General features: G+C 71.7%; 14 protein-coding genes. 2 read left to right on the forward strand and 12 right to left on the reverse strand.

Annotation, left to right across the window (positions count from 1 at the left end; translation table 11 throughout):
* Nucleotides 1–24 precede the first annotated feature (24 nt).
* From KV205_RS34920 to KV205_RS34965, 10 genes are all read right to left on the reverse strand, one after another.
* Nucleotides 25–429 (reverse strand): cytidine deaminase, encoded by a 405-nt coding sequence (locus KV205_RS34920; protein WP_265869035.1) that lies wholly within the window; start codon nucleotides 427–429, stop codon nucleotides 25–27.
* A complete protein-coding gene (locus KV205_RS34925; protein ID WP_265869036.1) occupies nucleotides 426–1691 on the reverse strand; it encodes an ABC transporter permease in 1266 nt (421 codons plus the stop codon). The genes KV205_RS34920 and KV205_RS34925 overlap by 4 nt, the downstream gene beginning before the upstream one ends.
* A complete protein-coding gene (locus KV205_RS34930; RefSeq protein ID WP_265869037.1) occupies nucleotides 1688–2806 on the reverse strand; it encodes an ABC transporter permease in 1119 nt (372 codons plus the stop codon). The genes KV205_RS34925 and KV205_RS34930 overlap by 4 nt, the downstream gene beginning before the upstream one ends.
* Nucleotides 2803–4512, reverse strand: coding sequence for an ABC transporter ATP-binding protein (locus KV205_RS34935; RefSeq protein ID WP_265869040.1), 1710 nt, complete (start codon nucleotides 4510–4512; stop codon nucleotides 2803–2805). Before KV205_RS34935 ends, KV205_RS34930 begins: the two co-directional genes overlap by 4 nt.
* A gap of 116 nt (nucleotides 4513–4628) precedes the next feature.
* Nucleotides 4629–5687, reverse strand: coding sequence for a BMP family protein (locus KV205_RS34940; protein WP_265869041.1), 1059 nt, complete (start codon nucleotides 5685–5687; stop codon nucleotides 4629–4631).
* A gap of 315 nt (nucleotides 5688–6002) precedes the next feature.
* Nucleotides 6003–7235 carry an amidohydrolase gene (locus KV205_RS34945; RefSeq protein WP_265869042.1) on the reverse strand — a complete coding sequence of 411 codons (1233 nt, stop codon included), beginning with the start codon at nucleotides 7233–7235 and terminating at the stop codon, nucleotides 6003–6005.
* A gap of 116 nt (nucleotides 7236–7351) precedes the next feature.
* Entirely contained in the window at nucleotides 7352–8545 is a 1194-nt protein-coding gene (locus KV205_RS34950) for a hypothetical protein (RefSeq protein WP_265869043.1), read from the reverse strand.
* Nucleotides 8542–9435 carry an N-acetylneuraminate synthase family protein gene (locus KV205_RS34955; protein WP_265869045.1) on the reverse strand — a complete coding sequence of 298 codons (894 nt, stop codon included), beginning with the start codon at nucleotides 9433–9435 and terminating at the stop codon, nucleotides 8542–8544. The genes KV205_RS34950 and KV205_RS34955 overlap by 4 nt, the downstream gene beginning before the upstream one ends.
* Before the next feature lie 9 nt (nucleotides 9436–9444).
* A complete protein-coding gene (locus KV205_RS34960; RefSeq protein WP_265869046.1) occupies nucleotides 9445–10650 on the reverse strand; it encodes an acylneuraminate cytidylyltransferase in 1206 nt (401 codons plus the stop codon).
* Nucleotides 10650–11969 carry a DUF6716 putative glycosyltransferase gene (locus KV205_RS34965; protein WP_265869047.1) on the reverse strand — a complete coding sequence of 440 codons (1320 nt, stop codon included), beginning with the start codon at nucleotides 11967–11969 and terminating at the stop codon, nucleotides 10650–10652. Before KV205_RS34965 ends, KV205_RS34960 begins: the two co-directional genes overlap by 1 nt.
* 199 nt (nucleotides 11970–12168) lie before the next feature.
* Between KV205_RS34965 and KV205_RS34970 the strand changes: the two genes are divergently transcribed.
* Both KV205_RS34970 and KV205_RS34975 read left to right on the forward strand, forming a co-directional pair.
* Complete coding sequence (locus KV205_RS34970; protein WP_265869048.1) at nucleotides 12169–13185, forward strand: glycosyltransferase family 2 protein; 1017 nt, start codon at nucleotides 12169–12171, stop codon at nucleotides 13183–13185.
* Nucleotides 13182–14531: an alpha-2,8-polysialyltransferase family protein gene (locus tag KV205_RS34975; RefSeq protein ID WP_265869049.1), complete on the forward strand. Its 1350-nt coding sequence runs from the start codon at nucleotides 13182–13184 to the stop codon at nucleotides 14529–14531. The genes KV205_RS34970 and KV205_RS34975 overlap by 4 nt, the downstream gene beginning before the upstream one ends.
* A gap of 18 nt (nucleotides 14532–14549) precedes the next feature.
* Here KV205_RS34975 and KV205_RS34980 read toward each other — a convergent pair whose 3' ends face one another.
* Nucleotides 14550–15371 carry a MerR family transcriptional regulator gene (locus KV205_RS34980; RefSeq protein ID WP_265869050.1) on the reverse strand — a complete coding sequence of 274 codons (822 nt, stop codon included), beginning with the start codon at nucleotides 15369–15371 and terminating at the stop codon, nucleotides 14550–14552.
* 55 nt (nucleotides 15372–15426) lie between these two features.
* Entirely contained in the window at nucleotides 15427–16080 is a 654-nt protein-coding gene (gene leuE / locus KV205_RS34985) for a leucine efflux protein LeuE (RefSeq protein WP_265869051.1), read from the reverse strand.
* Between the last annotated feature and the right edge of the window lie 170 nt (nucleotides 16081–16250).

Genomic DNA, 16250 nt, shown 5'->3' on the forward strand with positions numbered 1-16250 from the left:
TGCCGGAAGGGCCGCTCCGAGGTACTACTTCGCCAGGTGGTCCGGGCCGAACGCCTGCGGGAGCATCTCCGCCAGGGTGACGAACCCGGCGGGCGTCTCCAGGACGAGCTCGGCGCCCCCGAACTCGTAAAGCAGCTGCCGGCACCGGCCGCACGGCACCAGCGGGCCGCCGCTGCCGTCCACGCACACGAAGTGCGTGAGCCGTCCGCCGCCGGTCGCCTGGAGCTGCGAGACGAGCCCGCACTCGGCGCACAGGCCGAGGCCGAACGAGGCGTTCTCCACGTTGCAGCCGGAGACCACCCGCCCGTCGTCGGCCAGGGCCGCCGCCCCCACCGGGAAGCCGGAGTACGGGGCGTAGGCGTGGGACATCGCCTCGCGAGCGACCTTGCGAAGGAGGTCCCAGTCGGCGCCGGGCGGGGGCGTCGTCACTTGCCCTGGCCCTTCCGGTACGGCAGACCGTCCGCCTTCGGCATCCGCAGCCGCTGCGCCGACAGGGCAAGGACCAGCAGCGTGGTGATGTACGGGGCGGCGTCGACGAACTGGCTCGGGACCTCGTCGGTGAACGCGTACCAGAGGAAGAAGGCGACCGAGAAGGCGGCGGCCAGCGCGGCCGACACGTACTTCTTCTTCCACAGCTGCCACAGGAAGGCGACCACGAGCAGCGCCGCGACCAGCAGCAGCAGCGCGTGCACGTTCTCGGCGCCGCCGCGCAGCTTGAGGCTGTCGGTGAAGCCGAACAGGCCGGCGCCCATGGCCATGCCGCCCGGCATCCAGTTGCCGAAGATCATCGCGGCGAGACCGATGTAACCGCGGCCGCCGGTCTGGCCCTCCTGGTAGATGCCGGTGGAGACGATCGCCAGGAACGCGCCGCCGAGGCCCGCGAGGCCGCCGGAGACCGCCACGGCGATGTACTTGTACTTGTAGACGTTGACGCCCAGCGACTCGGCCGCGACCGGGTTCTCGCCGCAGGAGCGCAGCCGCAGGCCGAAGGCCGTGCGCCACAGCAGCCACCAGGTGGCCGGGATCAGCAGGATGGCGACCACCGTGAGCAGCGACAGGTTGGTGACCAGACCGCCGAGCAGGCCGGCGATGTCGGAGATCAGGAACCAGTGCTTCTGCTGGAGGTCCATCAGCCAGTCCGAGAGCCCCGGGATGGTGATGTCGGTGATCGGATCGATCCGCGGGGACTGCTTGGAGGAGCCGCCCTCGGCCTCGGCGAACGTGAAGTTCGACAGGTACTGGGTGAAGCCGACCGCGAGGATGTTGATCGCGACACCGGAGACGATGTGGTTCACGTTGAACGTGACGGTGATGATCGCGTGCAGCAGACCGCCGAGCGCGCCGCCGAGGATGCCGACGACGACGCCCGTCCACGGGCCCCACTGGTAGCCGGCCCAGGCGCCGAACCAGGTGCCGAGGACCATCATGCCTTCGAGACCGATGTTGACGACGCCCGCCCGCTCGGACCACAGACCGCCGAGACCGGCCATGCCGATCGGCACGGCGAGCTGGAGCGCGCCGGAGACCTGGCCGACCGAGGTGAGGTCGTCGGCCCCGGAGATGACGCGGACCATCGAGAAGAGGACCAGACCGGCCGCGACGAGCAGCAGGATCCAGGGCCAGGTCAGCTTGCGGCGGCCGCCCGCCTTCTTGGGCGCGGCGCTCGGCTTGGCAACGGTGCCGGTGCTCATGCCGCCACCTCCTTGTCGGTCTTGAGGGCGCCGCCGGCGGCCAGCTGCTCGCCGACCTTCTGCTGCTGGCGGCGGAGGCCGTAACGGCGGACGAGCTCGTAGGAGACGACCACGGCGATCACGATGATGCCCTGCATGATCTGGGTGATCTCCTTCGGATAGCCCTCCACGTCGAGCGACGAGGAGGCCTTCTCCAGGAAGGCGAAGAGCAGGGCCGCGAAGAAGATGCCGACCGGGTGGTTGCGGCCGAGCAGCGCGATGGTGATGGCGGTGAAGCCGACGCCGACCGGGAAGTCGAGGCTGTACGTGTGGGTCTCGCCGAGCAGGGTCGGCATGCCCGACAGACCGGCGAGGGCGCCGGAGAGCAGCATCGAGGTGAGGATCATCTTCTTGGCGTCGACACCGCTGGCCTGGGCGGCGGACTCGCTGGCGCCGGTGGCGCGCAGGTCGAAGCCGAACTTGGTGCGGTTGAGGACGAACCAGTAGACGACGCCGAGCGCGAGCGCGACGAAGGTGAAGCCGTAGATGACGCCGTTGCCCTCGCCCATGTCGATGCCCGGGAACCAGCCGGACTCGGCGATCTCACCGGTGGTGAGGTTGTTGGAGCCGGCCGGCTGGACGCCGAAGTTCTTCGGCAGGATCAGCCAGGCGACCAGCGAGGTCGCGATGGCGTTGAGCATGATCGTCGAGACGACCTCGGAGACCCCGCGGGTGGTCTTCAGGATGCCGGCGATGCCGGACCAGATGGCACCCGTGAGCATCGCGGTGAGCACGATGACCAGGATGTGCAGCGGGCCGGGCAGCTCGACGGACGCGCCGATGAGGGCGGAGACCATCGCGGCGAGCCGGTACTGGCCGTCGACGCCGATGTTGAAGAGGTTCATCCGGAAGCCGATGGCGACGGCCAGGGCTGCCAGGTAGTAGATCCCGGTCTGGTTGACGATCAGGACCTGGATGTCCGAGAACCCGGCGTTGTCGATCATCAGCTGGATCGGCTCGATCGGGTCGAGGCCCGTGGCAAGCAGCACCAGCATGGTGAGCACGAACGAGGAGACCAGCGCGAGCACCGGGCCGGCGGCCCCGATGATCAGCTTGTCCTTGTCGAATTTCATCATCGGGCGTCACCGTCTTCGGACTGCTCGGTGCCTTCGAGCTGGCCGGTGGCCGCGCCGGTCATGGCGGAGCCGAGCTGCTCGGGCGTGATGGTGGCGGGGTCGGCGTCCGCGACGAGCCGGCCGCGGTACATGACCTTGAGGGTGTCGGACAGGCCGATCAGCTCGTCGAGGTCGGCGGAGATCAGCAGCACCGCCAGGCCCTCGCGGCGGGCGTCGCGGATCGCGTCCCAGATCTGCGCCTGGGCGCCGACGTCCACACCGCGGGTGGGGTGGGCGGCGATCAGGAACTTCGGGGCGTGGCTCATCTCGCGGCCGACGATCAGCTTCTGCTGGTTGCCGCCGGAGAGCGAGGCCGCGGTGACGTCGATGCCGGGGGTGCGCACGTCGTACTCGCGGACGATCCGCTCGGTGTCCTTGCGGGCGCCCTTCGGGTCGAGGATGCCGCGCTTGGAGTTGGGCGCCTCGGTGACGTGGCCGAGGATGCGGTTCTCCCAGAGCGGGGCCTCCAGGAGCAGGCCGTGGCGGTGGCGGTCCTCGGGGATGTAGCCGATGCCGCCCTCGCGGCGCTTGCGCACCGAGACCTTGGAGATGTCCTGGCCGTCGAGGGTGATGACGCCCGCGTCGGGGCTGTTCATGCCCATGAGGGCCTCGATGAGCTCGGTCTGGCCGTTGCCCTCGACGCCGGCGATGCCGAGGATCTCGCCCTTGTGGATGGTGAGCGAGATGTCGTCGAGCAGCTTGCGGCCGGTGGTGATCTCCTGCAGCGCGACGGTGCCGGACGGGTCCGGGGGCGCGGCGGTGGTCAGCGGGGCGGCCGCGGCGGCGCCGGCCTCGGTCAGGGTCAGGCCCTGGACCTGCAGCATCGGCACGTCGGTGACGGTCGACTCGCGGGTCTCCGGGGAGGGCAGCTCGGTGCCGACCATCAGCTCGGCGAGCTGCTTGGTGGTGGCGGTCTCCGGGTCGGCGGTGCCGACCGTGGTGCCGCGCCGGATGACGGTGATGTCGTCGGCGACCTTCAGGACCTCGCCCAGCTTGTGCGAGATGAAGATGACGGTCAGGCCCTCGGACTTGAGCTCGCGCAGGTTGTCGAAGAGCGCGTCGACCTCCTGCGGGACGAGGACCGCGGTCGGCTCGTCGAGGATGAGGATCTTGGCGCCGCGGTAGAGGACCTTGAGGATCTCCACGCGCTGCCGGTCGGCGACGCCGAGGTCCTCGACCAGTGCGTCGGGGCGGACGCCGAGGCCGTACGCGTCGGAGATCTCCTGGATCTTCCGGCGGGCCTTGGCACCGATGCCGTAGAGCTTCTCGCCGCCGAGGACGACGTTCTCCAGGACGGTGAGGTTGTCGGCGAGCATGAAGTGCTGGTGCACCATGCCGATGCCGCGGGCGATGGCGTCACCGGGGCTGGCGAAGGTGACCTGCTCGCCGTCGACGGCGATGGTGCCCTCGTCCGGCTTCTGCATGCCGTAGAGGATCTTCATCAGGGTCGACTTGCCGGCACCGTTCTCACCGATCAGGGCATGCACGGTGCCCTTGCGAACGGTGATCGCGATGTCCTTGTTGGCGACGACGCCGGGGAAGCGCTTGGTGATGCCGTGGAGTTCTACGGCAGGGGGGCTGGACGCGTTGATGGCGCACTCTCCTTGGCCGAAAGGAGTGGGAGCGGACGGGCAGGGCGGGGCGAAGTTATCGTGCCGCTGGGACATCTACACGCGTAGCACTGCCGAAAATTGAAAACCCGTACGGGAATGGGGCCGGGGCCCGGCTCCAGTGGGAGTCACTGGAGCCGGGCCCGCGGCCTCAGGTCAGGACCTGGGTGCCGTTACGGCGCGGTCTTGACGGTGATCTTGCCGTCGACGATGTCCTTCTTCGCCTGGTCCACGGCGGCGACCATCTCGGTCATGCTCGAGTAGGTCGGGTTCGAGGTGGCGAGGCCGACGCCGTCCGTCGCGAGGCCGTAGCGGACCTCACCGGACTGCGGCTTGCCGTCCTTGACCGACTTGATCAGGTTGTAGACGGCGCCCTGGACGTTCTTGGTGACCGAGGTCAGGATGTGGTCCTTGTAGGCGGCCAGACCCTTCTGGTTGTACTGGTCCGAGTCCACGCCGATGGCCCACTTGCCGGCCTTGGCGGTGGCCTCGATCGCGCCGGAGCCGGCGAGACCGGCGGCCGCGTAGATCACGTCGGCGCCCTTGTCGAGCTGGCCCTGCGCGGCGGCCTTGCCGAGGTCGGGCTTCGAGAAGCCGTCGAAGTTCGGCGGCTGGGTCAGGTACTGGGTGAGCACCTTCGCCTTGGGGTTGGTGGCCTTGACGCCCTGGGTGAAGCCCGCCTCGAACTTCTTGATCAGCGGAACCTCGACACCGCCGATGAAGCCGACCGTGCCGGTCTTGGACGCCTTGGCGGCGGCGACGCCGGCCAGGTAGGAGCCCTGCTCCTCGTTGAAGACGAGGTTGGCGATGTTCGGGCCGGTCTTCGACGTGTCGTCGATGAGGCCGAAGGTCGTCTTCGGGAACTGCTTGGCGACCTTCTCGATGGCCGGGGCGTAGGCGAAGCCGACACCGATGACCGGGTTGTTCCCGGCGCGGGCCAGCGCGGTCAGGCGCTGCACCTTGTCGGCGTCGCCCTCACCGGCGGACGGCTCGGCCTCGGAGCCCTTGACGCCCAGGTCGTCCTCGGCCTGCTTCAGGCCCGCGTAGGCGGCGTCGTTGAAGGACTGGTCGCCGCGGCCGCCGATGTCGTAGGCGATGGCGACCTTGGTGGCACCCGCGCTGGAGCTGGAGCTCGAGCCCGAGTCCGTCGACGACTTGCCACACGCGGTGGCGGACAGGGCGAGCGCCGCGGAGGCGATGCCCACGGTCGTGATCCTGGTGATCCGGCGCAAGAGGAGGGTCCCTTCAAGACTGACCGAAAGCGCCTCTTCCGGCGCTGGTTTCGCGGCGATCGTAACGCGCGTAGATGTCAGTTAAAGACCCGTTCATGAGTCGTTATCGGATCGACGCGAACCGGCCAGGGGGGCCACCCCCGGCGTCCGGCCCGATACCGCCCGTCATACACGCTGGTACGGGCGTTCGGGCCGGGCTCGTAAGCGACACGCCGGGGGCTGGGCCGGACGGATGAAGGGGGTCCGGCCGGCCATTAAGTCGTACTTATAGTCTGGATTTCGCCGTCGGCGGAGGCGGCCGCGAGAGGTGCGGGTTCAGCGCCCGGGCGTGCCGTCGAGGAGGGCCGCCGCGGTGAAGAGCTCGACGCCGACCTGGATGGCCCGCTCGTCCACGTCGAAGTCGCCGGCGTGCAGGTCGCGGACCCGGGTGTCGCCGGGGGTGCGCACCCCGAGCCGGGCCATGGCGCCGGGCACGTGCTCCAGGTACCAGGAGAAGTCCTCGCCGCCGAGGGACTGCTCGGTGTCCTCGACCGAGTCGAGGCCGCGCCGGGCGGTCATGGCGTCGCGGACGAGCTCGGTGACGACCGGGTCGTTGACCACCGGGGGCACACCGCGGACGTAGTCGACGGTCGACTTGGCGCGGTGCAGCGTGGCGACCTCGTCGATCGCCGCGTGCACCAGGTCGGGGGCCTCGCGCCAGGTGGGCAGGTCGAGGCAGCGGACGGTGCCGGAGAGCTCGGCGTGCTGCGGGATGACGTTCGGGGCGTGCCCGGACTCGATCCGGCCCCAGGTGACCGAGAGGCCGGAGCGGGCGTCCACCCGGCGGGCGAGCACGGCGGGCACGTCGACCGCGATCCGGGCGGCGGCGGTGACGAGGTCGGTGGTGAGGTGCGGGCGGGCGGTGTGTCCGCCGGGGCCGTCGAGGGTGACCTCAAGACGGTCGCAGGCGGAGGTGATGGGCCCGACGCGAAGGCCGATCTTCCCGGCGTCGACCTTGGGGTCGCAGTGCACGGCGATGATCCGGCCGACCCCGTCCAGGACGCCCGCCTCGACGGCGTCGGCGGCCCCGCCGGGCAGCACCTCCTCGGCGGGCTGGAAGAGCAGCCGTACGGCGGCGGGGAGGCGGCCCTGCCGGTCGAGCTCGGCGAGCACGAGCCCGGCGCCGAGGACGGTCGTGGTGTGGACGTCGTGGCCGCAGGCGTGGGCGCGGTTCTGTTCGGTGGAGCGGTACGGGACGGTCTTCACGTCCGGGATGGGCAGCGCGTCCAGGTCGGCGCGGATCGCCAGCATCGGGCGTTTGCGGTCCCAGGTCCCGATGTCGCAGACGAGTCCCGTGCCGCCGGGCAGGACCCGCGGGCGGAGCCCCGCGGCCTCGAGCCGGGCCTTGACGGCGGCGGTGGTACGGAACTCCTGGTTGCCGAGCTCGGGGTGCATGTGCAAGTCCCTGCGGAACGCGATCAGTTCGGTGCGCAGGGATTCGGACAGCGTTCCGGGCAGCGCTGCGGGCGCCGCTCCGGGGCCGGGCTCACGGGACTTCAACTGGTTCACCTTTTGAAGGGTAGGCCCCCGGAGAGGTCAACTGCCCGATGATCACGAAAAGTTCAGCCCCTTAGGGGAAAAGAATCTCATTCCCTGGGCATGACGGTCACCCTCTGTGGGTACGCTTAACCGAATTCGAGTCTCTCGGTGCCGGTGGCGGTGCCCGCGACGCCGGACAGGAAGCCCTGGGCACGCGGGGAGGCGTTCGCGCGGAGCCACTCGGGGGCGATCTCGCAGACGGCGACCTTCACGCCGGTGCCGGCCAGGGCCAGTGGCAGGGTGTGCACGACCGTGGACGGAAAGCTGACGATGGTGCGGCCGATGGGGCCGCGGCGGGCGATCAGCTCCAGCGGCAGATCGGGGCGGACCACTTCCAGGCCGGTCTCCACGGCGATCCGGTGGAGCTTCTCGGCGCTCTCGCGGCGGTGCGCGAAGTAGCGGGTGGCGCCGTGGGTGCGGGCCAGGACGGTGACGGCCCGCAGATACTCGTCGGGGTCGACGACCCCGGTCTCCACGAGCGAGGTGCCGACCAGGTCGGCGCCGCGGGTGAGCCGGGGCGGGCCGAAGCGGGACCGGGTCCAGGCGAAGTCGTTGACGGTGACCGTGGTGCCCGCGGGCGGTTCGACCGGCAGCGAGGTGAAGATCTCCACGGTACGGCGCGGGCCGGGCGCCAGCTTGCGGCGGGCCAGCGAGGTGACCGGCGCGAGCACCAGCTCGCGCGGCCCGCGGCTGCCGCCCCGCCGGTGCCAGCGCACCAGCCGCTCGCCGCGCGCGAGTTGGGCGGCGAACTCCATGGTGGCGGTGCCGTCGTCGACGACGGTGACCCGGCGCGGGCCGTACAGCGTGAGCAGCAGCTGCACGTACCGCGAGAACGGATCCCCCACGATCACCCGCTCCGCCGCCCGCAACGGCCCGGCGAGCTCCCGCAACGTACTGACCACGGCCCCCTTCCCCTGCCGCGCCTCCTGCCACTTCACGGTGACCCCCTCGTCCCGCGCGAGCTGCGCCATCCGGCGCAGCTGCCCGCGGGACATGGGGTCGGTGGGCGACAGGACGACGATGGTGAGGCCGACGTGGGCGAGGGAGGGGGCGGGGACGGCGGAGCCGTCGGGGGCCGGGTCGCCGGGGCCGCCGGCGGGTGCCTGGCCGGGGGCCGTGACGGGCCCCTGGGCCCCGCTCCCCCGCCGGGCCGGCTGGCGCGGGACCGCGGGCAGGCGGGGGGCGGGGGTGGGGGTGGGCCGGAGGGTGGACGCGTGGGCCCATTCCAGGACGTTCAGGAGCTGGACCGGGCTCTCGACGAACGCCAGCCGGCTGGTCATGCGGCGACGACGCCCGGGACCCGGCGGAGCTTCTTCATCGGGCCGAGCTCCGACTCGTAGACCTTCTTGACGCCGTCGCCGAGCGCGGTCTCGATGGTGCGGATGTCGCGGACCAGGCGCTGGAGGCCCTGGGGCTCGACGGAGGCGGCCTGGTCGGAGCCCCACATGGCGCGGTCGAGGGTGATGTGGCGCTCGACGAAGGTGGCGCCGAGGGCGACCGCGGCGAGGGTGGTCTGGAGGCCGGTCTCGTGGCCGGAGTAGCCGATCGGGACGTTCGGGTACTCCTCCTGGAGCGTCTGGATGACGCGCAGGTTGAGCTCCTCGGCCTTGGCCGGGTAGGTGGAGGTGGCGTGGCAGAGCAGGATGTTGTCGCTGCCCAGGACCTCGACCGCGTGGCGGATCTGCTTCGGGGTGGACATGCCGGTGGAGAGGATCACCGTGCGGCCGGTGGCGCGCAGCTCGCGGAGCAGTTCGTCGTCGGTGAGGGAGGCGGAGGCCACCTTGTGGGCGGGGACGTCGAACTTCTCCAGGAAGGCGACGGCCTCGGTGTCCCACGGCGAGGCGAACCACTCGATGCCGCGCTTCTTGCAGTGCTCGTCGATGGCGCGGTACTCGTCCTCGCCGAACTCCACGCGGTGGCGGTAGTCGATGTAGGTCATCCGGCCCCACGGGGTGTCGCGCTCGATGTCCCACTGGTCGCGCGGGGTGCAGATCTCCGGGGTGCGCTTCTGGAACTTCACGGCGTCACAGCCCGCCTCGGCGGCCACGTCGATGAGCTTGAAGGCGTTGTCGAGGTCGCCGTTGTGGTTGATGCCGATCTCGCCGCAGACGTAGACGGACTGGCCCGGGCCGGCGGTCTTGGTGCCGAGGGTGCGCAGACGGGAGTTCATGATCGTTCCTTACCGGTTGGGCGAGTTGGGGGTGTTGAGCTCGGGTCCGAGGAGCCAGGCGGCGATCTCGCGGATGGCTCCGGAGCCGCCGGGGGTGTCGGTGACCGCGCGGGCGGCGGCCCGTACGGAGTCGTGGGCGCTGCCCACCGCGACGGGCCAGCCAACGAGGTGGAAGCAGGGCAGGTCGTTGACGTCGTTGCCGGCGTAGAGCACGCGCTGCGGGTCGATGCCCTGCTCGTCGCACCACTGCTTGAGGGCGAGGTCCTTGCGGTCCACGCCGTGCAGCACGGGAATGCGGAGCTTGCGGGCGCGGGCGGCGACGACGGGGTTCTGCTCGGTGGAGAGGATGAGCAGCGGGACGCCGGCCTTGCGCAGGGCGGCGATGCCGAGGCCGTCGCCGCGGTGCACGGAGACGAACTCGCGGCCGTCGGCGTCGATGTGGACCCGGTCGTCGGTCTGCGTGCCGTCGAAGTCGAGGACGACGGCGTCGACGTCGGCGAGGACCGGGGTGACCGGCGCGTCGAGCAGCGGCGCGAGGGCCCGGGAGCGGGCCAGGTCGTGCGGGTCGTCGATCTCCAGGACCCGGGCCGGGTCGGTGACGACGAGTTCGGTGCGGCCGAAGAAGCGGTGCCGGTGGGTGCGGAAGCCGTCGGCGGCCATCGCATAGACCGAGCCGGTCTCCAGGTACTCGGGCTCGCGGTCCTGGCGGCGCGGCCGGTGGGCCTTGTCGTGGTTGACGCCGAGGGCGCCGCCGTCGTTCTCCCGCCAGAGGAAGCCGTGGCTGGGGGCGGCGGTGAAGGCGGTGTCGGCGGCGCCCTCGGTGATCCGGCGGGCGGTCTCGTCGACCTCGACGGCGGTCAGGAAGGGGCTGGTGCACTGGACGAGCAGGACCACGTCGGCGGTGCGGCCGTGGGTGGCCTCGAAGGCGTCCATGGCGTGCAGCACGGCGGACTCGCTGGTCGCGGTGTCGCCGGAGAGCTCGGCGGGGCGGCGCACGGCCTCGGCGCCGAAGGCGCGGGCGGTGTCCGCGATGGCCGCATCGTCGGTGGAGACCACGACGTGGGTCACCGCCGGGGCGCCGAGGCAGGCCCGGACGGCCCGGCCGACCAGCGGGATCCCGGCGACCGGGGCGAGGTTCTTGGCGGGGACGCCCTTGGAGCCGCCCCGTGCGGGGATGACGGCGAGCACGGTCGGGACGGGAGCGGGTGTGGGCATCAGAGTTCTCCCAGTCGGCGGATGACGGGGGCCACGCGCTGGACGCCGTGGCGGTAGGCGCCGCGGGCCGCCTCGCGGACGATCCGGCGCACCCCGCTCTCGCGGGGCTCGGGCGCGCTGAGGTCGAGTCGGTGGCGGGCGAGGATGCCGGGCAGATAGCCGCCGGCGGTCTCGGCCGTGTAGTACGGGGCGACCGGCGGCAGCGCCGGGCCGGCGAGGAGCCGCGCGACGCGCTCGCGGGCGGCGTCGAAGGCCTGCTCGTACGGGAGGGAGCCGGGCAGTCCCTCGGCGCCGACGCCCTGCCGGGCCAGCCACGGCTCGTCGGGCTCGGGGACGGCGCCCTTGTCGAGGGCGTCGAAGGAGGTGAGCAGGCCGGAGCCGATGAAGTGGTGGTTGCCGAGCGGCTCGCGCACCCCGAGGTCGGTGAGGATCGCGGTGGGGATGCGCCGGTGCAGGGCTTCGAGGGCGGCCGTGGAGGAGACGGTGACCAGCAGGTCGGTGCGGTCCAGGACCTCGCCCATGTGCCCGTACACCAGGCGGAAGTTGGGCGGGGTCGGCAGCTCGCGCACCAGCTTCTGGTACGGGAACTCCTCCAGGTGCGTGGTGTGTTCGCCGGGCCGGGAGCGGAGCTTCAGGAGCACCTCGCGGTCCGGGTGCAGCCGGGCGTGCTCGACCAGGCGGCGCAGTACGTAGGCGCGTTCCGCCTTGGTGACGGGCACCGAGGGCTGCGCGGCGAAGACCAGGGTGTCGCGGCCGGGTTCGGGCTTGTGCGGGGCGCCGCCGAGGAACGGCAGGGCGGCCTCGACGACCGAGCCGGGGTCGGCGCCGACGCCCTCGTACACGGCGCGGAAACGCTCGGCGTCGTGGCGGGAGTTGGCGAGCACGACGTCCGCGCCGTGGCGGAGCAGCAGTCCGTCGGCGAGCTTCTCGTAGACGACGCCGACATAGCCGGTGACGAGCACCGGGCGGCGGTCGAGTGCGAGGTCGGCGATGCCCTGGAGCACGGCGCGCACGGTGCCGCCGACGAGGGCGAGCACGACGACGTCGTACCCCTCGCCGCGCTCCGCGGCGTCGCGCACCTCACGCAGGAACTCCGCGCCGGTCACCTCGCGGGGCACGGTGTCGGACACCGCGGTCTCGGCGAGCTGGCGGGTGGTGGGGGTGGCGCGGCCGCGCAGCACGAATCCCGTGGGAGCGGGGGCGCTTTCGGGGCCGCTTGCGGGGGTGATTCTGCGTGCGGTGAGCACGCCCCATTTCCACCGGGTGTCGGAGTCGGCGAGAACGGCGACGCGCACCGTTCGATCGGTACGTGATGGCACGTCCAGGACGCTAGGAGGGCTCGGGGATTCGCGGCCCAACTGGGCCACAACAAATGGTTAACAGCACCATGACGCACTGCGGGAAACGGACAGAAAGGGGAACGCATCCGAGGTGGTTAAGGGGCTCGCCGCTTTGTGTTCACCGGGCATCCCCTTGTCGGTCAGGACGAATGCCGGGGCGCCGCCTAGCGTCGCTTCCGTGGTCAAGCTCTCCGTCGTCGTGCCGTTCTACAACGTGCAGACATATGCCCCCGACGCCCTCAGAAGCCTGCGCGCGAACGCCCGCGAGGACTTCGAGTTCCTGCTGGTCGACGACTGTTCGACGGACGGGACCCCGGAGCTCCTGGAACGCGCGGAGCGCGAGATCCCGGGGGCGCGGCTGCTGCGGCACGCGCGCAACGAGGGCCTGGCGACCGCCCGCAACACCGGTCTGGACGCGGCCCGCGGCACGTATCTGGCGTTCCTGGACGGCGACGACTGGCTCTCCCCCGGCTTCTACGGGCGCCTTGTCGCCACCATGGAGGAGTTGGACTGCGACTTCCTGCGCACCGATCACGTCCGGGTGACCGGGCGCGGCCGGTCGGTGCGGCGGGTGCCGGTGGGCCGGCGCCGGGAGGTGCTGCGGCCGCGCGACGCGATCCTGCCCGCCGACCGGACGACCTCGGTGGACTATCCGTACGCGTGGGCCGGGATGTATCACCGGCGGCTGCTCGACCGGGGGTTGCTGCACTTCCCGCACGGCCTGCGGACGGCCGAGGACCGGCCGTGGATCTGGCGGCTGCACCGCGAGGCGGAATCCTTCGCGGTCGCCGGCGATCTCGGAATCTTCTACCGGCGCGGAGTGGCCACCTCGCTCACCCAGATCGGTGATGTACGGCAGCTCGATTTCATCCGCGCTTTCGATCAGGTGATCGACGAGACCAGGAATGATCCCGATGCGGAACGACTGCTGCCGAAAGCCGTCCGCACCTATTGCGCGGTGATTTCCCACCACATCGGGAACATGGCGAAATTCGAACCCGCGGTCGGACGGCAATTGCGGGCGATGAGTTCGGGCGCGCTGCGCCGACTGCCCCAGGACGTCCTCGCCGAGGCCCTCACGGCGATGGGCGAGGACCGGGCCGGCCCGCTGCGCCGGCTCAAGCGCCGCCGCCCCGCCCCCGCCCCGGCCGCCCCGGCCCCGCGCCCGGCCGCTCTGGAGACGAACGCCGCATGAACCGCACCACCTCCGCACGCAAGACCACCCAGATCTTCTACGCCTCCACCCTGTACGGCGCCGCCACCCTCGCCGCCGCCCTCGACAGCGGCTGCTTCGGCCCGGCCGACCGGCGGCTGCTGCTCGTCTCCACCAACGCCGCCGTCCCGGAGACCACCACCCCGCTCGACCGGATGCCCGGCTTCGAGAAGCTGCGCGGCCGGTTCGACGAGGTCCTCGACTGGAACGCGACGATCGAGCCGCTGCACCCCGGCGGCTGGACCCCGCGCGCCGACGACCTGCCGATGCTCCAGCGGCACCTGCGGCGCCTGTGGCGGCTCGGCGACGACCGGACCGCCGACCGCATCGAACTCGTCGTCGAGTCCCTGCAGGTCGCGCCCGCGCTGACCATCGCCCAACTGCTCCCGGACGCCTCGATCGACGTGTACGCGGACGGGCTGATGAGCTACGGCCCCACCCGCAACAAGATCGACCCGCTGGTCGGCGAGCGGGTCCGCCGCCTCCTCCACCTGGACCTGGTGCCGGGGCTCGAACCGCTGCTGCTCGCCGAGTTCGGGGCGGTCGCCGAGACCGTGCCGACGGAGGCCTTCACCAAGGTGGTGGAGGAGCTGTCGGGCCCCCTTGCGACCGGGCCCGCCGACGGGGAGGGCCCGGCCCTGCTCCTCGGCCAGTACCTCGCCGCGCTCTCCCTCCTCACCCCCGAGGAGGAGGGCGAACTGCACCTGACGATGGTCCGCGGCGCGGTCGCCCGCGGCCACCGCCGGCTCGTCTTCAAGCCGCACCCGACCGCCCCCGACGCGTGGTCGCAGGCGCTGGTGCGGGAGGCGGCGGCGCTCGGCGCCGAACTGACCGTCGAGGACCGCCCGGTGCTCGCCGAGGTGCTCTACCGCGAGCTGCGGCCCGCGCTCGTGGTGGGCTGCTTCTCGACGGCGCTGTTCACGGCGAGCGCGTTCTACGGCATCGAGACCGCGAAGGTCGGCACCCGGCCGCTGCTCGCCCGGCTCACGCCGTACCAGAACAGCAACCGGGTGCCGGTGGCCCTGGTGGACGCGCTGGTCCCCGACCTGGAGGAGCCGGCCGGCAAGGCCCTACCGGTACCGGAACTCCGGGGCCTGGTCGCGGCCGTGGGCTTCGCGATGCAGCCGAAGATCCGCCCGGACCTGCGGGAGGCGGCCGTACGCCACCTGTCCGGCCCGCTCGCGGCCGGCACCCGGCACCACTTCACCCGCCGCCGGCTCACCTCGCTCGGCCTGCCCGGCGGCCTCCCGGTCCCCCGCCACCCGCGGCTGCGCCGCCTGGCCCGCCGCGCCCTGAAGCTGAAGCGGCGGGCCATGGGCGGCCGGTGAGCCGAAGCCGGGCGTCGACTACCCGCGGGTGACCGGCTCCTGGAGCTCGGTCACCCAGCGGGAGGTGTCCTCCGGGCACTCCAGATACAGCTCACGGGCATAACCGGCCGACGCGTATCCGTTGGTGTCGATCCAGCCCGCCAGGGTCTGCGCGGTCGGCAGGATGTCGTCCATCGACCCGCGGTGGACGACGGTCGCCGCCTCCTCGATCCCGGGCAGGACGTGCACCTCGACGCCCTCCACGACCGTCCCCTCCGGGACGCTCATCCCGGCGTGCACGCACACCGAGCCGTCCCCGCGCCCCGCGTCCTCGTAGTACGCGATCCCCGGCCCGAACTCCTTGACCCCGGCGGCCTCCAGGCGGCCGCACAGCTCCTCGTACAGCGGCCCGATCACCGGGCTGATGTCGGCCGGCCCGAAGCTCGCGGCGATCCCGCTCAGCTCCGCGATCCGCACGGCCGGAATCCTCTTCACGACGACGTCCTGCGTGGACATGCGTCCCTCGCTCTCGATGGCTCGGAGCCGCGCCCCGACCCGCGCGAGCCGCGCCGCCGCCTCCGCGGCGGCGGTCTCCAGCTCGGCCTGCCGCAGCCGCAGCATCCCCCGCAGCTCCTCCGCCCCCACCTGCTCGTCGAGGATCGCCCCCACCTGTTCCAGGGTGAAGCCGAGCTCCTTGAGCGCGATGACACGGTTGAGCCGCGCGAGCTGCGCCGCCTCGTAGTAGCGGTAGCCGCTGTGCGGGTCGACACGGGCCGGGCGCAGCAGTCCGACGGCGTCGTAATGACGCAGCATCCGAACCGACACCCGCCCGTGCCGGGCGAAGTCTCCGATGGCGAACATGACGCCCCCTACGGAACGGCCTCACACGGTGTCAGGGTCAACCACGTCGGAAGGATCAGGCGCCGGCCAGCGAGAGCTTCGCCGCGAAGCCGAGGAAGAGGGCGCCCGCGGCCGTGGTGGCGCCGGCGGAGAGGCGCTTGCGGCGGCGGAAGGCGGCGGCGAGACGGGTGCCGCTGAAGATGAGGGTGGTGAGGTAGAGGAAGCTGCCGAGCTGCAGCAGGGTGCCGAGGACCAGGAAGGACAGCGCCGGGTAGGCGTAGGAGGGGTCCACGAACTGCACGAAGAAGGAGATCAGGAAGAGGATCGCCTTCGGGTTGAAGAGGCTGATGATCAGCGCGCGGCGGTACGGGTGCTCGGACGGGCCGGTCTCCTGCTCGACGGGCTCGTCGGCCGGGGTCTCGTGCCGGGTGCGCCACATCTCGCGGGCGGCGCGCAGCATGCCGTACGCCATCCAGGCCAGGTAGCCGGCGCCCGCGTACTTCACGATCATGAAGAGGAGCGGGGTGGTCTGGAGCAGCGAGGCGGCGCCGAGGGCGGCGAGCGTCATCAGGACGGCGTCGCCGGTGAACACCCCGGCGGCGGCCTGGTATCCGGTCCGGGTGCCCTTGCGGGCGGCGACGGACAGCACGTACAGCGAGTTCGGCCCCGGCAGGAGGATGATGAGGACGAGCCCGGCGAGATAGGTCGGCAGATCGGTGACACCCAGCATGAAGCGGAGTGTCGCACACCGGTTCGGCCCTCCGCTTTAAATTTCAACAGGTGGAATGGCGGCTGGCCCCCGGACGGTCAGAAGGCGTCGGTCGGGACGTACGTGCCCCACACCGCGCGCAGCGCGTCGCAGACCTCGCCCACCGTGGCCCGCGCCTTGAGCGCCGCCTT

The organism is Streptomyces sp. SKN60 (assembly GCF_026236535.1).
Lineage (GTDB): Bacteria > Actinomycetota > Actinomycetes > Streptomycetales > Streptomycetaceae > Streptomyces.

Excerpts from the sequence above, each read along its gene's own strand:
- KV205_RS34975 (WP_265869049.1), top strand. The coding sequence starts at position 13,182 with ATGAACCGCACCACCTCCGCACGCAAGACCACCCAGATCTTCTACGCC.
- KV205_RS34935 (WP_265869040.1), bottom strand. The coding sequence starts at position 4,512 with ATGTCCCAGCGGCACGATAACTTCGCCCCGCCCTGCCCGTCCGCTCCC.
- KV205_RS34925 (WP_265869036.1), bottom strand. The coding sequence starts at position 1,691 with ATGAGCACCGGCACCGTTGCCAAGCCGAGCGCCGCGCCCAAGAAGGCG.
- leuE (WP_265869051.1), bottom strand. The coding sequence starts at position 16,080 with ATGCTGGGTGTCACCGATCTGCCGACCTATCTCGCCGGGCTCGTCCTC.
- KV205_RS34955 (WP_265869045.1), bottom strand. The coding sequence starts at position 9,435 with ATGAACTCCCGTCTGCGCACCCTCGGCACCAAGACCGCCGGCCCGGGC.
- KV205_RS34950 (WP_265869043.1), bottom strand. The coding sequence starts at position 8,545 with ATGACCAGCCGGCTGGCGTTCGTCGAGAGCCCGGTCCAGCTCCTGAAC.
- KV205_RS34960 (WP_265869046.1), bottom strand. The coding sequence starts at position 10,650 with ATGCCCACACCCGCTCCCGTCCCGACCGTGCTCGCCGTCATCCCCGCA.
- KV205_RS34930 (WP_265869037.1), bottom strand. The coding sequence starts at position 2,806 with ATGATGAAATTCGACAAGGACAAGCTGATCATCGGGGCCGCCGGCCCG.
- KV205_RS34980 (WP_265869050.1), bottom strand. The coding sequence starts at position 15,371 with ATGTTCGCCATCGGAGACTTCGCCCGGCACGGGCGGGTGTCGGTTCGG.